This is a genomic window from Negativicutes bacterium, from assembly GCA_021372785.1.
Classification (GTDB): Bacteria; Bacillota; JAAYKD01; order JAAYKD01; family JAAYKD01; genus JAJFTT01.
On the sequence record JAJFTT010000036.1, the window covers coordinates 34,540 to 53,167 of the forward strand.

An 18,628-nucleotide genomic window follows, 5' to 3' on the forward strand; every position below is an offset into this window, starting at 1 on the left:
TTCTTCGTCAAAGCCATTTACAATTTTCATCATAGTAACATTTCGTGAGAGCTTCTGTCAAGCGTTATTTTCTTTCGAATCACTCTTTCGAATCGCTTTCTTGCGGTTTCATCATACCGGAGTATCCCGTCTACCTTAGCGCAGGGAAATGATACGCATTGACCGCAATCATGCTTCGCCCAGAAGCTGGAGGCGGTACTGCTTCATTAAATATCGGAGCAGACATCATCAGAATTACACGAACTATTCGTTATTCCGATGATCTCCGGTGATCGCGAATTCTACCCATTCGGCAATATTAACCGAATGATCACCGATCCGTTCAAAATACTTGGCGATCATCAGCAAATCGAGGGCTTGCCCTCCCTTTTCGGGTGCAATTGTGATGATACCAATCAGCTCTCTCTTGATGGTATCGAATAACTCGTCCACGATATCATCCATTTGCATGACTTCCAGTGCAAGCGCCAAATCTCTTTTGACAAACGCATCAATGCTTTTATTCACCATTTTTATGGTTTCCGCAGCCATCATCGGTAAATGCTCGATTTTTTTGATATAGGGCTCATCCGCCAGGTAAACAATGATTTCGGAGATATCCCTGGCTTGGTCGCCGATTCGTTCCATGTCGGTTATCATTTTTAAGGCGGCTGAAATAAAGCGCAGATCTCTGGCTACCGGTTGTTGCTGTAATAAGAGTTTCAGACAAAGATTCTCAATATGGCGCTCCTTTTCATTGATTTCCACTTCGAAAGAAATTGCCTTGTTCGCTTCCTCAACATTCTTCTGCAGCAACGCGATCGATGTGGTTTGAATTGCATTTTCAATCAGTAATCCCATTTCAATCAGCTCGGTATTCAATAGATCCAATTGTTCGTCAAATTTTGTTCGCATTTGATAAGCCTCCTCTTTCGTTGATTTATTGATTCATCGTTCTCCGTGCGCAAACATCTTTTCATCACCACAGTGGGTTTAGCCAAATCTTCCGGTAATATAATCACTTGTGCGCTGATCTTTCGGATTGGCAAAAACTTCTTCGGTCTGGCCGTGTTCAATCAGGTTTCCCATCAGCATGAAGGCGACCCTGTCCGCAATGCGTGCTGCCTGCTGAACGGTATGAGGCGCAATGATAATGGTATAGTGCTCTTTCAGCTGTCTTAAAGAGTCCTCGATTTTTGAGGTTGAGACCGGATCCAGGGCAGAACAAGGTCTGTCCAGCAAGATGATCTCCGGTTCCAGCGCCAGGACACGAGCAATACAGAGACGCTGCTGTTGCCCGCCGGATAACCTGGTTGCCGGTGTATGCAGCCGATCCTTTACTTCATCCCAGAGCGCCGCCAGACGAAGCGACTTTTCCGCTTTCTCAGCCAAAATCGTGTTGCTCTTCAGTCCGAGCATCCGCGGACCCAGGACGATATTGTCAAAGACGGACATCGGAAGCGGCGTAGGTACATCGAAGACCATGCCCACTTTACGCCGTAATTCGGTAACATTGATCTCGGGAGAGAAAATACTGTTGCCATCAATCAGAATTTCACCTGTCCTGTGCGCATTGAGGTTCAAATCGCTGAGCCGATTGAGTGTACGGAGCAGTGTCGTAATGCCGCTGTTTGCCGGCCCAAAAACTGCCAGAATTTCATTTGCCGGGATCTCCAAACTGAAATTGCGGATCGCCTGATTTGTCTGATAATAGAAATTTAAATCCTTAATTGCTATTTTGGCCTGTTGACTCATTTTTCACCTCTTAACGGCCTTTCGATACGAAACGATCGACCAGCATGTTGAATACGACATTGATGAGAAAGATCAGAATGATTAAGAGCGCTGCGGTAGCGTAGGCATTTTTCATGGATAAACCTTCTCGTGCCAGAATGTAAAAATGAACCGCCATCGTCCGGGTCGGTGAAAAGAGTGAAGTTGGCATGCGCAAGGCAGAGCCGGCCGTTAAACTGACAGCGGCGGTTTCAGACACACAGCGACCAATGCTCAAAATGATGCCATTGGCGATTCCCGGTAAAGCAGATGGAATGACCGTCTGGGTTATGGTTTGCCATTTGCTGGCTCCCAAAGAAAACCCAACTTCCCGATAAAGATTTGGCACTGTACGAATGGCTTCCTCCGAGGTTCGAATGATGGTCGGTAAAATCATGATTGCCATGGTCAGACCACCCGAGAGGATCGACCATCCCATATGAAGATAAGTTACAAAAAAGATAAAACCAAAAAGTCCGAAAACAATCGAAGGAATTCCGGCCAGTGATTCCGCACTGAAACGAATCACCTGCGTCATTTTATTTTCACGCGTATACTCGGTCAGGTAAATTGCCGTGCCGATGCCGAAGGGGGTGGCGATCAGGACAGCGACGGCGGTTACCAATAACGTGCCGACAATGGGGGAGGAAATACCGCCGGAGCGTCCCATATTGCGGGGAATTTCCGTTAAAAACTGCCAGCTGAGGGCCGGTAAGCCCTTAAGAAGAATATCGCCGATGATCGCAAGAAGAACCACGATGACGAGAAGGGCGGCTGACCAGATGACAAATTTGGCTATTTTTTGACTGGTTCGCGGATTAATCTTCATACTGTCTCATTTCTTTCTTGTAATATATTGCGCGCTGGCATTCATAATCATGATGATGATAAAGAGCACAATACCGGTGGCGAAAAGGGCCTGTTGATGCTCGCCCGCCGCGTAACCCATCTCAATACCAATGTTGGTCGTCAAAGTTCGAGCCGGATCCAGAATCGATTGAGGAATGGCGACAGCATTTCCCAACACCATAATCACAGCCATCGTTTCACCAATGGCGCGGCCGAGCCCTAGAATCACAGCTGCGACCACCCCGGATTTGGCTGCCGGCAGTAATAGATAATAGATTGTTTGCCAATGCGTCAAACCCAAAGCAAATGCGCCTTCGCGATATTGCTGCGGTAAGGCAAGCAAAGAGACTTCCGAGATGCTGATGATTGTCGGCAGGATCATAATCGCCAGGATAATAGAACCAGCCAAAATACTCAAACCCGGACCTCCTAAATAATTACGGATCAGTGGCACAATGAACAGGACACCCCAAAAGCCAAAGACGACCGAAGGAATCCCGGCCAGCAATTGAATCGCCGGTCTGAACAGAGTTCTGACCACGGCAGGGGCAAATTCAGTTAAAAAAATACTACAGCAGATGGCAATCGGAACTCCCAAAACAGCGGCACCCAAAGTAACGGAAACGGAACCGACAATCATGGGAAAAATACCATAGGCTCCTTGACTGGGAGCCCATTTCATACCGAAAACGAAATTGATCACGCCGACCTTGGCGATGATTGGTAACCCATGCATCAAGATAAAAACAGTAATCAGTGCCAAAACAGAAAGAGCCGAAAGAGCAATCAACAGGAAGATGCGTTCCGATAGGTTTTCTTTAAATTTCTTCATTTTGTTGTCCCTTCTGTTGGGGGAATGAGCCCTTCACTGTTCAGAATGGTCTGCCCTTGCGGCGAGAGCGTGAAATCGATGAATTGTTTGGCAATTCCGCTTGGGCTTTTGCTGCAAATGAATAAAAATGGTCTGGTCAGGTTATAGCTGCCATTAAGAACGTTTTCTTTGGTGGCTGCGATTCCTTCCAGCTGAAGAGCTTTGACTGCCTGATTGACCAACCCTAAGGAAATATAACCAATTGCATTGGGATCATCTTTCACCAGCTGCAGCACCGCTCCATTGGAATCCTGCACGATTGCTCTGGGAGTGATTTCGGTTTTACCCATCACCAATTCTGTAAAGGCACTTCTTGTTCCGGACCCTTCCTCTCGTGTGATGACATGAATCTTAGCGGCAGCACCGCCCAGCCGGCTCCAATCTTGACTGGCACCAGCATAAATATCACGCAGCTGATCCAACGTCAGATTCTCTACCGGATTAGCCGGGTTGACAATAACAGCCAAGCCATCGCGGGCTATTTCCACAAACCAGAGGCTTTTTTCCTCCGATTTTAAAGCCCGGGAAGACATACCGATGCCGGCGGTACCGGATTGCGCAGCGTTGATTCCGGCTGAGGAACCACCACCCTGAATATCAATTTCAGCCTCGGGATAGAGGATCATATATTCCTCGGCTAAAATCTCCGCATACGGCTGTACGGAAGTGGAACCGGCTAAAATAATGCCACTTGCGGCAGTCTTGTTGCAGGCAGCCGTCAGACAAACGCTCAGCAGCAAGAGAAGGACAGCGAGCATGCTGCGTATTCTTTTCTTTGGTTTTAAATTAACTGTCGTCAATCTCATAATTTACCTATGAAGATCAAACAGCAAGTCTTTTCTGTCAAGACTGTTCTTTGTTTGATTTACTCCTCTCCTTTAAAAATCAAAAAAGATATCCGCCAAAGCGGAGCAATTCAAAACCCAAATTCCTGAACACGGTGTGCTTGAATTTTCTTTAACCGAAACGACCTGTGATATAATCTTCGGTGCGTTTGTCTTTGGGAGCGGAAAACAGCTGGGCAGTTGCTGCATACTCAACCAGAATTCCCGCCTTATCCTGATCCATCAGCATAAAGGCAGACATATCAGAGACGCGGGCAGCTTGTTCCATATTATGAGTCACAATCACAATGGTATAATCGCGTGCCAATTCCTGCATGAGATCTTCAATCTTCATGGTGGACTCCGGATCCAGCGCACTGCAGGATTCATCCATCAGAATCACTTCGGGTTCCACAGCCAACGCCCGCGCGATACAGAGGCGCTGTTGCTGACCGGGAGCAAGCTCGAAGGCGGAGTGTTTTAAATTGTCTTTCACTTCCTGCCAAAGGGCTACTTGACGCAAACTTCGTTCCACTATTTCAGCCAACTCAGCCGGACGATTGATGCCATGGTGTTTCGGACCAAAAGCAACGTTATCAAAAACGGACATGGGAAAAGGATTTGGTTTTTGAAAAACCATACCTACTTTTTTCCTTAACGCTACCACATCCGTATTTTTTTCATAAATAGAAGTGCCATCCAGACGGACGATTCCTTCTACCCGGACTCCCGGAATCAGGTCATTCATGCGATTGAAGAGACGCAGCAGTGAAGATTTGCCGCAGCCTGACGGACCAATGATCGCTGTGATGGAACAGCTTGCAATCGCTATCGTCACATCTTTTAAAGCATGAAAAGCGCCATAATAAAGATTAACCGCTTCGGTAGACAATTTAGTGGATTGTTTGTTTAAAATTAGATCGTCCATATGTTACCCTCGCGTAAAACTGATTTAAGATAAACACATTATAGCAAAAAAAACTGATAAAGTCTAGAGAAACAAACGATTGCCTTTCTTCAGAACTTTCAAAAAAAACAAATGCGGGCGCTGATCCTCGCTTTGCTGTCTGCTTTTTTGTCTGATACTAAGCTTTGAACAAAGCACATACTTTTAAACGGTAAAGAACCGAAAGCAGGCTCCTTACCGTTTTTGATAATTGTTTGCCTGACACCCGTAAGCAGAAACTCCGGGATGGCAAACTTCGCGGGAATCTCAGTCTCCGGAAAGGGCAAGTGACATAAAACAGCATTCTGATGATACGATTCTATCACTAATAAAGGTGAAGCAGCGTTAAAGTTACACCGCTAAAAAGCATCCAGGGCTTCACCGATTTTTTGCCGGTCCAAAGAGAATAAATTGCTGCAACACAACCGAGAAACAAAATACTGACCAGCCAACTGCTCTGCAGACGAAGCGGTGTAAATCCAAAATTGCTGATATAAAGCAGCAGTTTGGAAAGAGCGGTAATGGAAAAAAGAATGCTTTCGCACAGCAGCAATGTGGACATCAGGCGCAAAGCGCGATGTTGACGAATATCGCGGTCACTGCTCAGGGCAACAAGCAAGAGCAAAATAAAATTCAAAGCCAATATCCCGCAGAGTTCAAAAAACCCTTGCCGTGCATATTGAGCAACTGTAAAATCGGCCGGCAAGCGATGCAGAAAAGCGCCAAATAAATAGGAGCCCTGAATCAGAAAAAAAGAAAGATAGAGCAGTAAAAAAGCAGCTAAAATAAACATCCAGATTTTTGCCGGTATCTTACGGAACGATTCGATAGTCTTCAGGATGAATACTTTTTGTTCCTGCAAGTGTTCTGTTTCTTCTCGTTGCATGCCAATGACCAGGCTGTACAAATAGGCGCCGATTGGCAGACTGATCAGAAAACGCAGCAGAAGCTCACCGAAATGATTGATTTGAAAAAAGCGCAGAAAATTGCCGAATAAATGATCAAAAAAAGGATCCGCTGCCGAAAGCAGTGTAACAGCCAGATAGAAAAGCAAGAGCGATAATATGAAAACAATCAATATTCCGCCTTTCAGTGCGGCCGACCCTCTGCTTTTTATTTTATCATTCACCACTGACCAGATAATGTGCCAACGCAGAAAAAACCGCCGAAACGGAAACAGAATGAGACCGTTGAACAGGTCGATCGCAGCAAAAATTCCCGTCTCCCCTTCCAACAGGCGGCCTGAACGCACAAGCAGCCAATAAACTGCCTCAAGATGGAGAATCCAGACGGCAGCGAAACCCCAAACCTGGTTTCTGCCGAACAAATAGCCAACAAGGCTGAGCCAAAGGCAACCCAGCCAAATAAAACTTTCCCAGGTTGCCTTGTGTTTATGAAAGACAAGCTCCGCAGCCAGCCAGAAACCAAAGACAAAAATCACTAAAAACAGTTTACGATCGCTTTCTTGGCTGCTGAAAATATAGGTATAGAGAAAAGCGAGCAGATAACTGATCGGCAGCGCAACTATATCGGACTGAGAAGCTGCAAGCACTGCCCTGGATTCACTTTGAGCCGGCAGCCGATTATGCTTGGCTGCTTCGTTGTTATTGCTGTTACGATCCATCTTTTTTCTCCGTTCTGTTTTTCTGATTCCAACCGAAGAGAAGCTATAAACTGTCATCCCGAAATTCTAGAATATCACCCGGTTGGCATTGCAATTCGTGACAAAGCGCCATTAAAGTGGAAAAGCGAATCGCCTTCGCTTTGTTGTTTTTCAAAATGGAAAGATTCGCCGGGGAGATTCCTACGCGTTCGGCAAGCTCACCGGCAGAGATTTTCCGTTTGGCCATCATCACATCGAGATTGACAATAATTTCCATATCAAACCCTCTCAAACTGTAAAATCCAATTCTTCTTTCATGATACGGGCTTGTTCAAACACATTCTTCACAATGCGGACGATCAGTCCGACAAAACCAGCCGCAATTGCGATCAGAATGATCGGAAAGTAAAAAAAGGCACTGGCAAAACCAATGGCGCAGACAGCAAAGCAGCACCAACTTGTGATCCGCAGATAACGCACATTATCAATTTGGAAAACAATCCCCGCTTTCATATTCTGCAGCAGTTTCCAAAGTGAAAAAAGCAAGATCCATGCCATTATGCTGCAGGAATAAATGACCGCAAAGAGGAAACCGCTGTTTTGCAGACTACCAAGAATGACAGAGAGACTGAGCAGCCGGGGAACCAACCAGCAGGCTCCAAAATCAATGGCAGCCAAAAGGACGGCGAATGCGATGATACAGAGGCGGGACAATAGAATGCTTTTGTTCTGGTTCCAATCCATCGTATCACCTCCCTTCCGGAATTGAAGCAAATATAGCATGTTATTTCTTGTTTGTCAATATATATATATTGATAAACGATAATTTACTTTGCGCTGGAAAAGATGAGGCGTATAAAAAAATCCCTTTGCAGCGATACCTGACAGTTGGCTGACAGGTATTGCTGTAAAGGGAGTATACTGTTGAATTATCCTAGCGTACGGTACTTTCCACTGATTGTTGCCCGCAGCTTTTTGCCGCAATCGCGTCGTTATATTCTTGCACCAAGGAATTGATTAATTCCCGCACCGATACAATTTTGTCTGAGCGGTAGGCATTGGCGCCCGCAAAAACGAAACCATGCTGCATTCTGCCTTTTTTTGCATTGATCAGTGCCAGCGAGATACAGTAGGGACTGGTTTGATAATTGCAGGTGCTGATACAATGGAACGGGCAGACAAAGGGTATTTTGGCGCCGGCTTTTACCTCTTGCAGAAATTCATTGATAATCGCACGTCCCGGCATACCGACCGGGCTTTGGATAATGCCAATATCCTCTGCTTTGCAGCTAAGATAAGCATTTTTAAATTCCGGCGCAGCATCACATTCTTCTGTCGTAACAAAGCGGGTCGCCATTTGCACACCGGCAGCACCGAGCTGAAACATGCGGGCAATATCTTCACCGCTGTAAATGCCGCCTGCCGCGATGACCGGAATCGTTTTTCCGGTTTGAGCTGCAATTTTCTTCGTTTCGGCGATGACTTCAGGCAAGATTTTTTCCAGCTGGTAATTCGGATCCGTTAGCTGTTCGACCTTAAATCCCAGATGACCGCCTGCTTTCGGTCCTTCTACGACGACAGCGCTCGGCGAATAGTTGTATTTTTCCACCCAGAATTTTGCAATCAATTTAACCGCTCTCGCGGAGGATACAATGGGGGCCAGCTTTGTTTTACTGGATGGAGTCAGAAAGGAAGGCAGAGTCAGAGGGAGACCGGCTCCGGAAAAGATCAGATCAATACCTTCTTCAATTGCCGTTTTCACCATATCCGCAAAATTCGAAGAAGCCACCATGATATTTACACCAAGTACCCCTTTGCTCAATACACGGGCCAACTTGATTTCTTTTCTTAGTGCTCTGATATTCGCTTCCAAATAATTCGTGTTAAAATCAGGTTCCGACATGCCGATGCCGGCAGTGGAAATGACACCGATACCACCCTGATTGGCGACGGCTGAGGCTAATCCGCTTAACGAGATGCCAATTCCCATGCCGCCTTGAATGATCGGTAATTTTACAGTTAAGTCGCCGATGGTTAAGCTGGGACCGCTCCAAGAAATCATGCAAATTCTCCTTGTACTTTAAATTCATAAACCTATTATAGCACAAAAAGAACAGCCTGACCAGAAAAATCGATCCACACCCCCTGGCAGGCTGGCAAAGTAGGCAAAGCCTTCTTCTGCTTTCCCTATTGTCTTTTGCTGCCGACATACGAGCCTACGCCGCCGGCAACATTCGTCACATCATAGCCTGCCTTAGTCAATTGTCTGCAGGCACTCTGACTTCTCGCTCCGGACTGGCAAATCAGATAATACGGCTGATCCTTTTGTAAATAGCCCTCCGGCTGACGCAGCAGTGTCTGCATCGGGATATTCTTGGCGCTTCGGATGGATCCCGCACGAAATTCACTCGGTTCTCTGATATCAATCAGGTTGATTGTGCCGATCAGGCGATCGATGTCGTTGACGTGAATCGATTTGATTGTTGGCTGATTAAAAAAATTAAACATTCTCTACCTCCACTAAAATCTGATTTTTACTCATGATAACCGTTCTCTTTGGCGAATTCAGTAACTAAATCACATACAAAAAAAACTGACCCTTTTGCCAACCACCGAAGCAATTTCGGAACTATGGTTTGCAATCGGGACAGTGTTTGATTTCAAAGCGAAATTTGATGATCGCAGCGAAGAAGAAAAGAGGATAACTCCAATCGTAAGTTTATTCCGGTATGACTACAACAGCAACCTCGGAGTCGCGTACGATCTTGGAAGTGACCGAACCGATCAGCCTGGACAATCCCATTACGCTGGATTTTGTCATGACGATCAGATCAAATCCGCCTTCTTTGGCTGTATCGAGAATCACACTGCCACTCTGACCTTCCAGTGAGAGTTTCGTCACTCGATAGCCGTCCAGCATTTTTTCGCCTTCCTCTAAGGTTTCAGTGCTTCTCTTTTTGGAAATTTCATACATTTCGCTGAAATCATATAACGGGCTTTCCCCAAAAGACGACATCTGCGGGATATAAGCCGAGAGCTCAATCACGTTGAGCAAAGTGATTTCCGCTTCGTCCTTGGAAAAGAATTTTTTCAGCCAGAGCAAAGAGTGTGTACTTTTCTCGGAACCATCCAACGGGACTAATATTTTCAACTGCACAGATAACACATCCTTTTCTTTCTAAGATAATGAAACCGTTCGACGTCAGCGTCCGATTTTCCTCCTGTTGTGATGAAACAGAAGAACGATCGCACTTTCTTTGCCGGTGGTCATCCGCTATGGTAATCGAATTGAATTTTAAAAAAAACAGAGAGAGAAACTAGAACGTCCGGAGCTTTAAATCTGGCAACACATCTTTCAGGAAAACGTCGACAATTTTACTGTCAAAATCAAGATCAGCGCAACGTTTTAATTCTGCGACGGCTTCCTCCATGCTCAACCGTCTTCGATAACTTCTCTCATTGGTCATAACATCAAAGGCATCCGCAATGGAAAGAATTCTCGCTTGCAGCGGTATCTCTTCTCCCTTTAAACCATTCGGATAACCGCTGCCGTTCCATTTTTCATGATGCGCAATGATGGTATTGGCTACCTCGGAAAATTCGTTGACAGAACTCAGAATGCGCCAGCCAATTTCAGGATGCTTTCTGATTTGATTCATTTCATCCTGGGTGAGTCTGCCCGCTTTATTGAGAATCACTTCATCAATACCAATTTTACCAATATCATGAACCAGACCTGCGATTCGAATCTGACCGATTTCATCCGGTTTCAGGCCCATTTTGACTGCAAGCGCCTGGCTGATCGCGCTGACTCGTTGAGAATGATTGGATTCTCTGCTGCTTTTCGCAAATAGAGTATTCAGGATAATATCGATGGTATGGCTCCTCAGGCTGGAACGCTCATAGAGTTTGTTGCGGAACAGATCATTCTCCGCGTTGATCAAAACCTCGGAAATGGCCTGCTCCACAGTCTCTTTTGTATCAGAACCCAAAGAAATAGAATATCCCGGTTTGCTGGTTTTGACCTCCAGAGCCAATTTTTTAATTGTATTGATCCTTTCCTGCGCGGCAGCGGAATTGGTATGCGGCAGGATGACAGCAAATTCATCTCCGCCAAGTCTGCAGCAGATCTCTCCGTCCCGGCAAGCTTTCTGCAAAATTTCAGCAGTACTGCGCAGAAATTCATCACCGACAAGATGTCCAAAAGAATCATTGATCATTTTCAGACCATTGATGTCACACATTACGACCGAGAGCGGAAGTTTGGCTGCAATATCAAGCCGGTTCAATTCTTCTTCATAAAATCTACGGTTATACAGCCCGGTCAATAAATCGTGATAGCTCAGATAAATGAAGTTTTCTTCCGCTTCCTTTCTGGCTGAGATGTCTCTCACAATACAGAGCCGCACTAATTTATCTTCAAGCATCATGCGGCTTTCACTGACTTCTACTTGAATGGGAACCTGGCTTTTCGTGTAGTGGATCGTTTCATAAAAATCGCGGCTGTCATCTACTTTTTTGTTTTCTTGCAATGTCGATGTCCCTTGGTCAGGAGCGCTTAAGTCGTGAAACCGCAAGCGTAAAAACTCCTCAAAAGAGTAGCCGTACATGGCGATCGCGGCCTGGTTGATCTCCAAAATATGACCTTCCAGATCAATAAAGAGCATGGCGTCACTCGCTTTATCAGCCAGCAAATGATAAAGGTTCATTCGCTTTTGCAATTTCAGATTTTCTTTCCTCAATTTTGCTTCTTGATACTCGCGAAGAACTACGGATGGAATTCTACCCATGTTGTGCTTCATGATACAGTCGCGGCAACCGCTTCTCATTAATTCAACGGCTTGTTCTTCTCCGATCACCCCTGAGACAATAATAATGGGTAGAAACGGATTGAATTTCTGGATACTCTTAATCGCCTCAACAGCATGAAACGACGGCATGGCATAATCGCAGAGGATAATATACCATTCCTGTTCCTTCAGCTGCGCTTCCATAGCCCGAACATTGTCTACCTGGCTATAGATAACCGGAATTTTCGCTTCATCAAATTTGTTCATGATCAGCTCGGCGTCAAGCTCGGAGTCATCAATTAAGAGGATTCTTAAAGTCTCATTCATTTCTGTCCCTTCTTTGCTTTTAAAAATTTAAAGTGCAGCCAACCACTAGGACTGTAAATCTCTCTCATACTTTGGTAACGTGAAATAAAACGTTGCCCCCGCGTCGGGCATACCTTCTGCCCAGACGCGTCCGCCATGTCTGCGGATAATTCTCTGCACATTCGCCAGGCCGACTCCTGTCCCTTCAAATTCCTCTGCACTGTGCAACCGCTGAAAAATCGTAAATAATTTATCTTTGAACTGCATATCAAAACCCACACCGTTATCTTTGACATAAATAACCACATATCTGCTGTTCATTTCGTCTTGCGACCACCCAATTTCGATGCGGGCTTTCGTTTTGTAGCGGGTGAATTTCAGCGCATTGGAAAGCAGATTTTGTAAAACCAGCTGAAGCATATTGCGATCTGCCATCACGACAGGCAGATCCGATAGAACCCAGTCAATTTCTCTGCCGGCCACCTCGGCATGAAAACTTTCGATGACCTTGGCAAGCAGTTCGTTTAAATTTACACGCCGATTATTTAAGTCCATTCTGCCCATATTGGAAAAATCAAGCAGATTGTCAATCAATCCGCCCATATTGTTGCCGGCCTCCATAATCACTGTCAGATAGTGCTGACTTTTTTCATCAAGCTTGCCTTGCAAACGGGCAGCTAATAATTCGCTAAACCCGATGATATGCCTGAGCGGCGCCCGCAGATCATGAGAAACAGAATATGAAAAATTCTCCAGTTCCTTGTTGGCTGCTAACAAGACATTTTGTTTGACTAATAACTCTTCCTGATAAATCAGCAACTCCTGCTGTTTGATACTCAGCAAAATAGATTTTTTATAATAATTCTGTGCCAAATAGACAGCAACTAAAGTTGTCAAAGAAATGAGCAGACCAAAGTATAGTACCGTTTTGGTTTCTGCAATTTTGTTGCTCACCAATTCCGGTGTGGGAGCAAAGGATGCATTCCAGATCTCAGAATTCAGCAAGGCAATATCCTTATTCACCGTTAATTCGGACCGGCGCTGAGCCCAGCCGCCCGATTCGAAAACAGTATTCCCGCCGCTGGTAATCTTGAGCATGTATTCTGTGCCAATATCAACCAGAACAGGTGAAATCAGATAATTGCTGTTGACAATCCCTAAAACAAAACCTTTCAGTTCATTTGCTGCATAAAGCGGCTGCCATATCTTGATTGCGGAAGGGCTATCGTTGATTTCAGAGGCACTGGCGTTGAGCAGCTCTTCATTGCCCTCCCCGGGAACAATACGGATGATCTTCATGCTGTCATCTACTAAGAGTATTTTCTCAAGTTCACGATAAGTACTCATTAAGAAAACAATTTCATCATCCCAATTCTCGCTTTGCTTCAGATCAAGTCCCGGGTTTTGTCCGGCCAAATTTTTAATTTCCCAATAGATCTTGCTATATTTATACTCCACGTCGCTGGAATAGGATCTGGATTTTGATAAAGTTTGCTCATATAATTCTGACAAGCCACGCGTTTCTTGCGTCTTCCAGCTGAAAACACACAGTAGAATCAGAATAACGGCCAACAGCAGCAAAAAAATTCTTGAGGTAAAGAAGTTTCTGCTTAATTTTATGAAATGATCTTCTCTGTCTTCGGGCAAATTCTCCCCCCCCTTTTTGCTTTGTATTGAAATTGATCGCAGCTTTCATGCTATCTTTTGAACCGGACGACAGTTACGAAAAAGTAACCGGCATGGAATCTGTCAACTTCATGTTATTGCAGCCAAGCAACCGTGTTATGGCCAAAAAAAGAACAATTATCTTTAAATTATCATATCAAATTGCCGCTTTTTTAAAAAACACAGAACTGCGGAACCCGATCTTCCTGCCTCGTATTTTAGCACAGATTTCAATAATTTCCAATACGATTTATATCTTTTGGCAAAACCGACTGTTCAATTTATGGTTTAGTTGTTTTTTTAGCTTTCATTCGATAAACAAATTCCGATGATTGAAAAAGCTCGCTGGAATGTTGGCTCCACAGGTATTACCATCCTCAATGTTTCAGTCTTCTTTTGAGAATGTCAGAATGATGACCGGAATAAATCTCAATAAGGGGTTCTCTTTCACCCGCTTTAGCACTTCAAAATCATTCGCTTTCGGAAGCTTGAGATCAGGCATGATGGCGGCTGGGTGACCAAAAGCCCTCTGCGCATTTTTCCCGCAGGAATTCAAATCATGCAAAGCCGTTCTCCGTCTCCGGCAATTTCTGCCTGATTGGCCAACTTGCACTCGGCTCCAGCCATGAGTGTCGGTTCCAAATCATTGCGGTTGGCTTCCGTCAATCATATTCGCTGGAACTCCGTCATAGCAGGTCCTCCTGATACTTTGGCAGTGAAAAATAAAAGGTTGCTCCTTCATCCGTTACTCCTTCTGCCCAGACCCTGCCGCCATGTCTTTGCACGATTCTCTGGACATTCGCCAAACCTACGCCTGTCCCTTCAAACTCTTCAACCGTATGCAAGCGCTGGAAAATACCAAACAGCTTGTCCTTGTATCGCATATCAAAACCCGCACCGTTGTCTTTGACATAAATTACGATGTACTTTTCATTGACTTGATCAGGCAGCGCAGCTATTTCTATCTTTGTTGTCATTTTTAAGCGCGTAAATTTTAACGAATTGGAAATAAGATTCTCCAAGACCAATCGAATCATATTTCTATCTGCTGTTACTTCGGGCAAAGGCATGATTTTCCATTCAATCTTTCTCCCGATGATATCAGGCTGCATACTTGCGATGACTTGCGATAAGAGCTCGTTGAGATTCACTTGTTGGTTCATGAGTTCCTGCCTGCTTATTTTGGAAAAAGCAAGCAGATCATCAATTAATCTTCCCATGGTTTGACTGGCTTCTAAAATGACCGCCAGGTAATGCTGGCTTTTTTCATCCAGCTGACCTTCTGAATTTTTATTCAGCATTTCCGCGAAACCAGACATATGCCTTAAGGGTGCCCGTAAATCATGAGATACGGAATAGGTGAAACTCTCCAGTTCTTTATTGACAGCGATCAATTGATTTTGATATTGGATTAATTCCTCCTGATGGATACTCAGCATCTTCGATTTTTTATAATAATTCTGCGCCAAACAGACGGAAATCAAACCAAAGGCAGAGATGAGGATACTATATAAAAAAGTATTTCTGGCTGCGCCAATACTGTTCTGAATCTGTGCCGAAGTAGGTGCAAAGGAGATATTCCAGACCGCAGAATTGAGTAAAGTGACCGTCTTTGTCACAGTAAATTCTTCCTGATGCGATTCCCAGTCAGCAGAACGGAAAATGGTCTGATCCGGGCTGCTGATTTTCAACAAATAATCCGATTTGAGATCGGGCAGGACCGGTAAAATCAGTTTATTGCTGTCCAGAATCCCTAAAACAAAACCTTGCAAGACTTGATTTTGATCAATAGCTTGCCGGATCCGAATCTCGGAGGAATCGCTGATTTCCTGCAGCGCACTGCTGTGAAGCAGCGATTCATTTCCCTGTGCCGGTATGACTTCGTCAATTTGCATATCCGGACTGACCAAAGCCAGCAAGCGCACTTCCGGAAAAGATTTCAAGAACTCTCCAGCCTCTGAAGACCAAACTTCGTTGTTGGCAAGATCGGCTTCGAGCGACATCGTATCGGCCAGCTGAGCGATTTCCCAACAAAGCTTATCATATTTTAATTCAATTTGAGCGGAACAGGCTTGCGCAATGGCATCAATATGCAAAGAAAGCTCGGACAGACTGCGGTTTTCTTGAATTTTCCAGTTATAGAAAGAAACAGCAAAAAGGAAGACAGCCAAAAAGCCTAAGAAAATCCTCGATGTAAAAAATACAACATACTTTCTGGTTTCCTTGATTTTTTGATTTGCTTGCGTTTGCGCTTCCCCTCCCCTTTGCCGCTTTGCCGCCAAGATAATTTTACGGAGCCGAAGTCTCTGATTTGATTGAATCGCTTTTTTCAGAAGAGAAACGATACTTGAGCCGACTTACCCGAAATTTCCGCTGTTTTTAAGCTGATTGTTCATATTATACATCCGATTTGCCAAATAATAAAGTATTCTTATTTATTTTTTTCAGATTTGAATGGTGTAAAAATAGTCACGACAAGCCGGTCGGACCGGCGGTCCCTCGCAGCAGCGCATTCATCCCAATCCGATGCAAAGCAAAAGCTGTGGAGAAAACGACGTACGATTTACGTTCTGTCTATCGTATAAGCCGGGAAACTGTCTTTACTCATTGCAAAAAAAAGCCGGCTGTCATACCGGTGAGGATAATCTAAGTAGTTATCTTTCAGTTCATCCCTCCGCGTGAGGTAGCGCAGCGCTTCCAGAGGAATAGAACGCACCAAAGCAGCAGGTCCGGTCCGCTGTTTCCACTAATCCCGTTAGAAAAAAACCTGCGGCAAAGAACCTTTTGAAACGGTTCTCTCGCTTCTTGATGCAATAAAGTATTGCCGGTTGGCTCAATCATATTCCGGCTCAGTAATTTTTCGAAGATTTTTTGATTAAATGAATATTTTGTGATATAATTATATTCATAATTTGATGACACGCGACACTGAAAAAGCCAAAAAATCAAAACGATGCAGAACCACTTTCAGATGAGTTGGTTTTTTCATTTTGTCATGAAGAAGGTCGGGAAATTCTGTAACAGAAAAAATCACATAAGGAGAAAAGTTCAATGCCGAAAGAAAGAGCTTTAGTCGCCAGTCCGGTCTATCAAAAACCGGCGATCCTCGCTTTGTTTTTAACTTCCCTGAAAAGTCTTAAAATGGACAGCTTCGTTTTGGATTATCTTTTCGTCGATGATAATGCCGATCAAAATTCCAGCGCTCTCTTAGCTGATTTTCAAAGAGAAGGGTCCGAAGTAATCATTCTGAACAGCAAGGAACAGGGAACCTATCTCTGCAACGATGAATCTCATCACTGGGATGATAACTTAATGCTGAAAGTAGCCAATTATAAGAATTCCATGATCAATTATGCGATCGAAATGGATTACGATTATCTGTTTTTTGTTGATTCCGATTTAGTATTGTACCCCGGACTGGTTGAACATCTCAAGACAAAAAAGAAAGATATCCTGTCAGAGATATTTTGGACGAAATGGCATCCCGATCAGCCGCCGGAGCCCAATGTCTGGTTGTTCGACGAATATGATCTGGTACCGAAAAATCCGGGAGAAACGCTGAACCAGAAAGAGATGGAGATTCGCCGGAATAGATTCTTACATCAACTGCGCATCCCTGGTCTGTATGAAGTGGGCGGCTTAGGTGCCTGTACCCTGATCAGCAGGAGTGCTTTGCTCAAAGGCGTCAGTTTTCAACCAATTCGCAACTTAACCATCCATGGCGAAGACAGATTTTTTTGCATTCGGGCGGTAGTTCTCGGTCTTGATCTATTTGTGGACACGTATTATCCGGCTTTCCATATTTACAGAGAACAGGATCTAGCCGCAGCAAAAACTTATCTGCAAAGTAATGCACAAAATCTAACTTTTGTCCGGCGATTCAAAACGCAGGGGAATAAAATTACCCTGTCCATGATTGTCAAAAACGAAGAGGGACGTTATCTTGAGCGAGTACTCCGCAGTCTGGTTGGTCACATTGATGCTGCAGTGATGATCGACGACGGCAGTACGGATCATACAATCGCTATCTGCAGAGAAATCCTCAAAGGAATTCCTTTGCGTCTGATCGAGAATGACCATTCTTTATTTGCGCAGGAAGTATCTTTGCGTAAGCAGCAATGGGAGGAGACAATCAAAACAAATCCGGATTGGATATTGAACCTTGACGCGGATGAAATATTGGAGGAAAGTTTTTGGCTGCATGCACAGGAACTGATCAACAATCCGGATTGTGATTTATATTGCTTCCGATTATACGATATGTGGGATGAGAAGCATTATCGCGAGGATGCGTATTGGAATGCGCATCTTAGCTACAGACCGTTTTTATTGCGATATCAACCGGATTTTGCCTATCAATGGAATGAAACGCCGCAACACTGCGGCCGTTTCCCCGCCAACATTTTCTCCTTCCCCGCTCTTCATGCGGAAGCGCGCATACAGCATTTTGGTTGGGCTGTCGCCGCAGACAGAATCGAAAAAAAGAAACGCTACGAACTGCTTGACCCGGATGCCATCTACGGCATCAAAGAACAATATGATTCGATTCTGGATTCCTCTCCCAGACTGCTGCCATGGCAAGAAGAAGACAATTAGCCTGTGCAAAACCGGAGATTTCTTCTCTGAATCGATACGCTTATCTTTGCAGTAAGTATAGCGATAGAAGATATGTCTATAAGCTCAACAATTTCTTAACACCTGCGCTGCGGGTGTTTTTTATATTCTGTCAGTATACCTGAGCAAAAACACCAATGGCGCATCAGTGCAGTTTTACTTCTTCCGAATGATCCCAGAGATAACCATATGCCTGCAGCAGAGAGGGTAAAAAAAACGATCCTCTTACCGATTTGAAAATTGTCAGAGCAGCAGGATCGTTTTCTCTGTTGAAATTCGTGTGTGAATCGCAGAAATCAGCGATTGCAGCGGCTGATCGACTTTGTCTGCCAGCTCATACCCGGAAGCGGTCAGACCGAGATAGGTGAGAAATAAGGATTCGTTTGCCTGGATTGTGATCGGTCTAAA

The 18,628-nt window shown here is 44.6% G+C and carries 17 protein-coding genes and 1 other annotated feature (1 of these 18 cut by a window edge); of the genes, 1 reads left to right on the forward strand and 16 read right to left on the reverse strand.

The annotated features are described in order from the left end of the window. Positions 1 to 20 (reverse strand) — a binding site (T-box leader); it reaches 244 nt to the left of the window's first position. A 223-nt stretch (positions 21 to 243) separates the two neighbouring features. The 16 genes from phoU to LLG09_04890 form a co-directional block, all read right to left on the reverse strand. Continuing rightward, positions 244 to 894: a phosphate signaling complex protein PhoU gene (gene phoU / locus LLG09_04815; protein ID MCE5196434.1), complete on the reverse strand. Its 651-nt coding sequence runs from the start codon at positions 892 to 894 to the stop codon at positions 244 to 246. Positions 895 to 972: 78 nt separating this feature from the next. Further along, entirely contained in the window at positions 973 to 1,734 is a 762-nt protein-coding gene (locus LLG09_04820) for a phosphate ABC transporter ATP-binding protein (GenBank protein ID MCE5196435.1), read from the reverse strand. A 10-nt stretch (positions 1,735 to 1,744) separates the two neighbouring features. Next, a complete protein-coding gene (pstA, locus tag LLG09_04825; GenBank protein ID MCE5196436.1) occupies positions 1,745 to 2,581 on the reverse strand; it encodes a phosphate ABC transporter permease PstA in 837 nt (278 codons plus the stop codon). Between the two features lie 6 nt (positions 2,582 to 2,587). Beyond that, positions 2,588 to 3,433 (reverse strand): phosphate ABC transporter permease subunit PstC, encoded by an 846-nt coding sequence (gene pstC / locus LLG09_04830; GenBank protein MCE5196437.1) that lies wholly within the window; start codon positions 3,431 to 3,433, stop codon positions 2,588 to 2,590. Next, positions 3,430 to 4,278: a phosphate ABC transporter substrate-binding protein gene (locus tag LLG09_04835; protein ID MCE5196438.1), complete on the reverse strand. Its 849-nt coding sequence runs from the start codon at positions 4,276 to 4,278 to the stop codon at positions 3,430 to 3,432. Before LLG09_04835 ends, pstC begins: the two co-directional genes overlap by 4 nt. Before the next feature lie 151 nt (positions 4,279 to 4,429). Continuing rightward, positions 4,430 to 5,224: a phosphate ABC transporter ATP-binding protein PstB gene (gene pstB, locus LLG09_04840; protein MCE5196439.1), complete on the reverse strand. Its 795-nt coding sequence runs from the start codon at positions 5,222 to 5,224 to the stop codon at positions 4,430 to 4,432. Between the two features lie 343 nt (positions 5,225 to 5,567). Continuing rightward, complete coding sequence (locus LLG09_04845) at positions 5,568 to 6,866, reverse strand: DUF4173 domain-containing protein (protein ID MCE5196440.1); 1,299 nt, start codon at positions 6,864 to 6,866, stop codon at positions 5,568 to 5,570. Positions 6,867 to 6,909: 43 nt separating this feature from the next. Beyond that, positions 6,910 to 7,122 carry a helix-turn-helix transcriptional regulator gene (locus LLG09_04850; GenBank protein MCE5196441.1) on the reverse strand — a complete coding sequence of 71 codons (213 nt, stop codon included), beginning with the start codon at positions 7,120 to 7,122 and terminating at the stop codon, positions 6,910 to 6,912. 11 nt (positions 7,123 to 7,133) lie between these two features. Next, complete coding sequence (locus LLG09_04855) at positions 7,134 to 7,589, reverse strand: DUF2975 domain-containing protein (GenBank protein ID MCE5196442.1); 456 nt, start codon at positions 7,587 to 7,589, stop codon at positions 7,134 to 7,136. A gap of 190 nt (positions 7,590 to 7,779) precedes the next feature. Next, positions 7,780 to 8,907, reverse strand: coding sequence for a nitronate monooxygenase family protein (locus LLG09_04860; protein ID MCE5196443.1), 1,128 nt, complete (start codon positions 8,905 to 8,907; stop codon positions 7,780 to 7,782). A gap of 125 nt (positions 8,908 to 9,032) precedes the next feature. Continuing rightward, on the reverse strand, positions 9,033 to 9,353 hold the full coding sequence (locus LLG09_04865) for a rhodanese-like domain-containing protein (GenBank protein MCE5196444.1): 321 nt from the start codon (positions 9,351 to 9,353) through the stop codon (positions 9,033 to 9,035). Positions 9,354 to 9,564: 211 nt separating this feature from the next. Continuing rightward, a complete protein-coding gene (locus LLG09_04870; protein ID MCE5196445.1) occupies positions 9,565 to 10,002 on the reverse strand; it encodes a universal stress protein in 438 nt (145 codons plus the stop codon). A gap of 160 nt (positions 10,003 to 10,162) precedes the next feature. After that, positions 10,163 to 11,962 (reverse strand): diguanylate cyclase, encoded by a 1,800-nt coding sequence (locus LLG09_04875; protein ID MCE5196446.1) that lies wholly within the window; start codon positions 11,960 to 11,962, stop codon positions 10,163 to 10,165. A gap of 45 nt (positions 11,963 to 12,007) precedes the next feature. Then, positions 12,008 to 13,453 (reverse strand): hypothetical protein, encoded by a 1,446-nt coding sequence (locus LLG09_04880; GenBank protein MCE5196447.1) that lies wholly within the window; start codon positions 13,451 to 13,453, stop codon positions 12,008 to 12,010. A 538-nt stretch (positions 13,454 to 13,991) separates the two neighbouring features. Further along, on the reverse strand, positions 13,992 to 14,171 hold the full coding sequence (locus LLG09_04885) for a hypothetical protein (protein ID MCE5196448.1): 180 nt from the start codon (positions 14,169 to 14,171) through the stop codon (positions 13,992 to 13,994). Positions 14,172 to 14,292: 121 nt separating this feature from the next. Then, positions 14,293 to 15,777, reverse strand: coding sequence for a hypothetical protein (locus LLG09_04890; GenBank protein ID MCE5196449.1), 1,485 nt, complete (start codon positions 15,775 to 15,777; stop codon positions 14,293 to 14,295). An 880-nt stretch (positions 15,778 to 16,657) separates the two neighbouring features. Between LLG09_04890 and LLG09_04895 the strand changes: the two genes are divergently transcribed. Next, positions 16,658 to 18,202 carry a glycosyltransferase gene (locus LLG09_04895; GenBank protein ID MCE5196450.1) on the forward strand — a complete coding sequence of 515 codons (1,545 nt, stop codon included), beginning with the start codon at positions 16,658 to 16,660 and terminating at the stop codon, positions 18,200 to 18,202. Positions 18,203 to 18,628 lie beyond the last annotated feature (426 nt).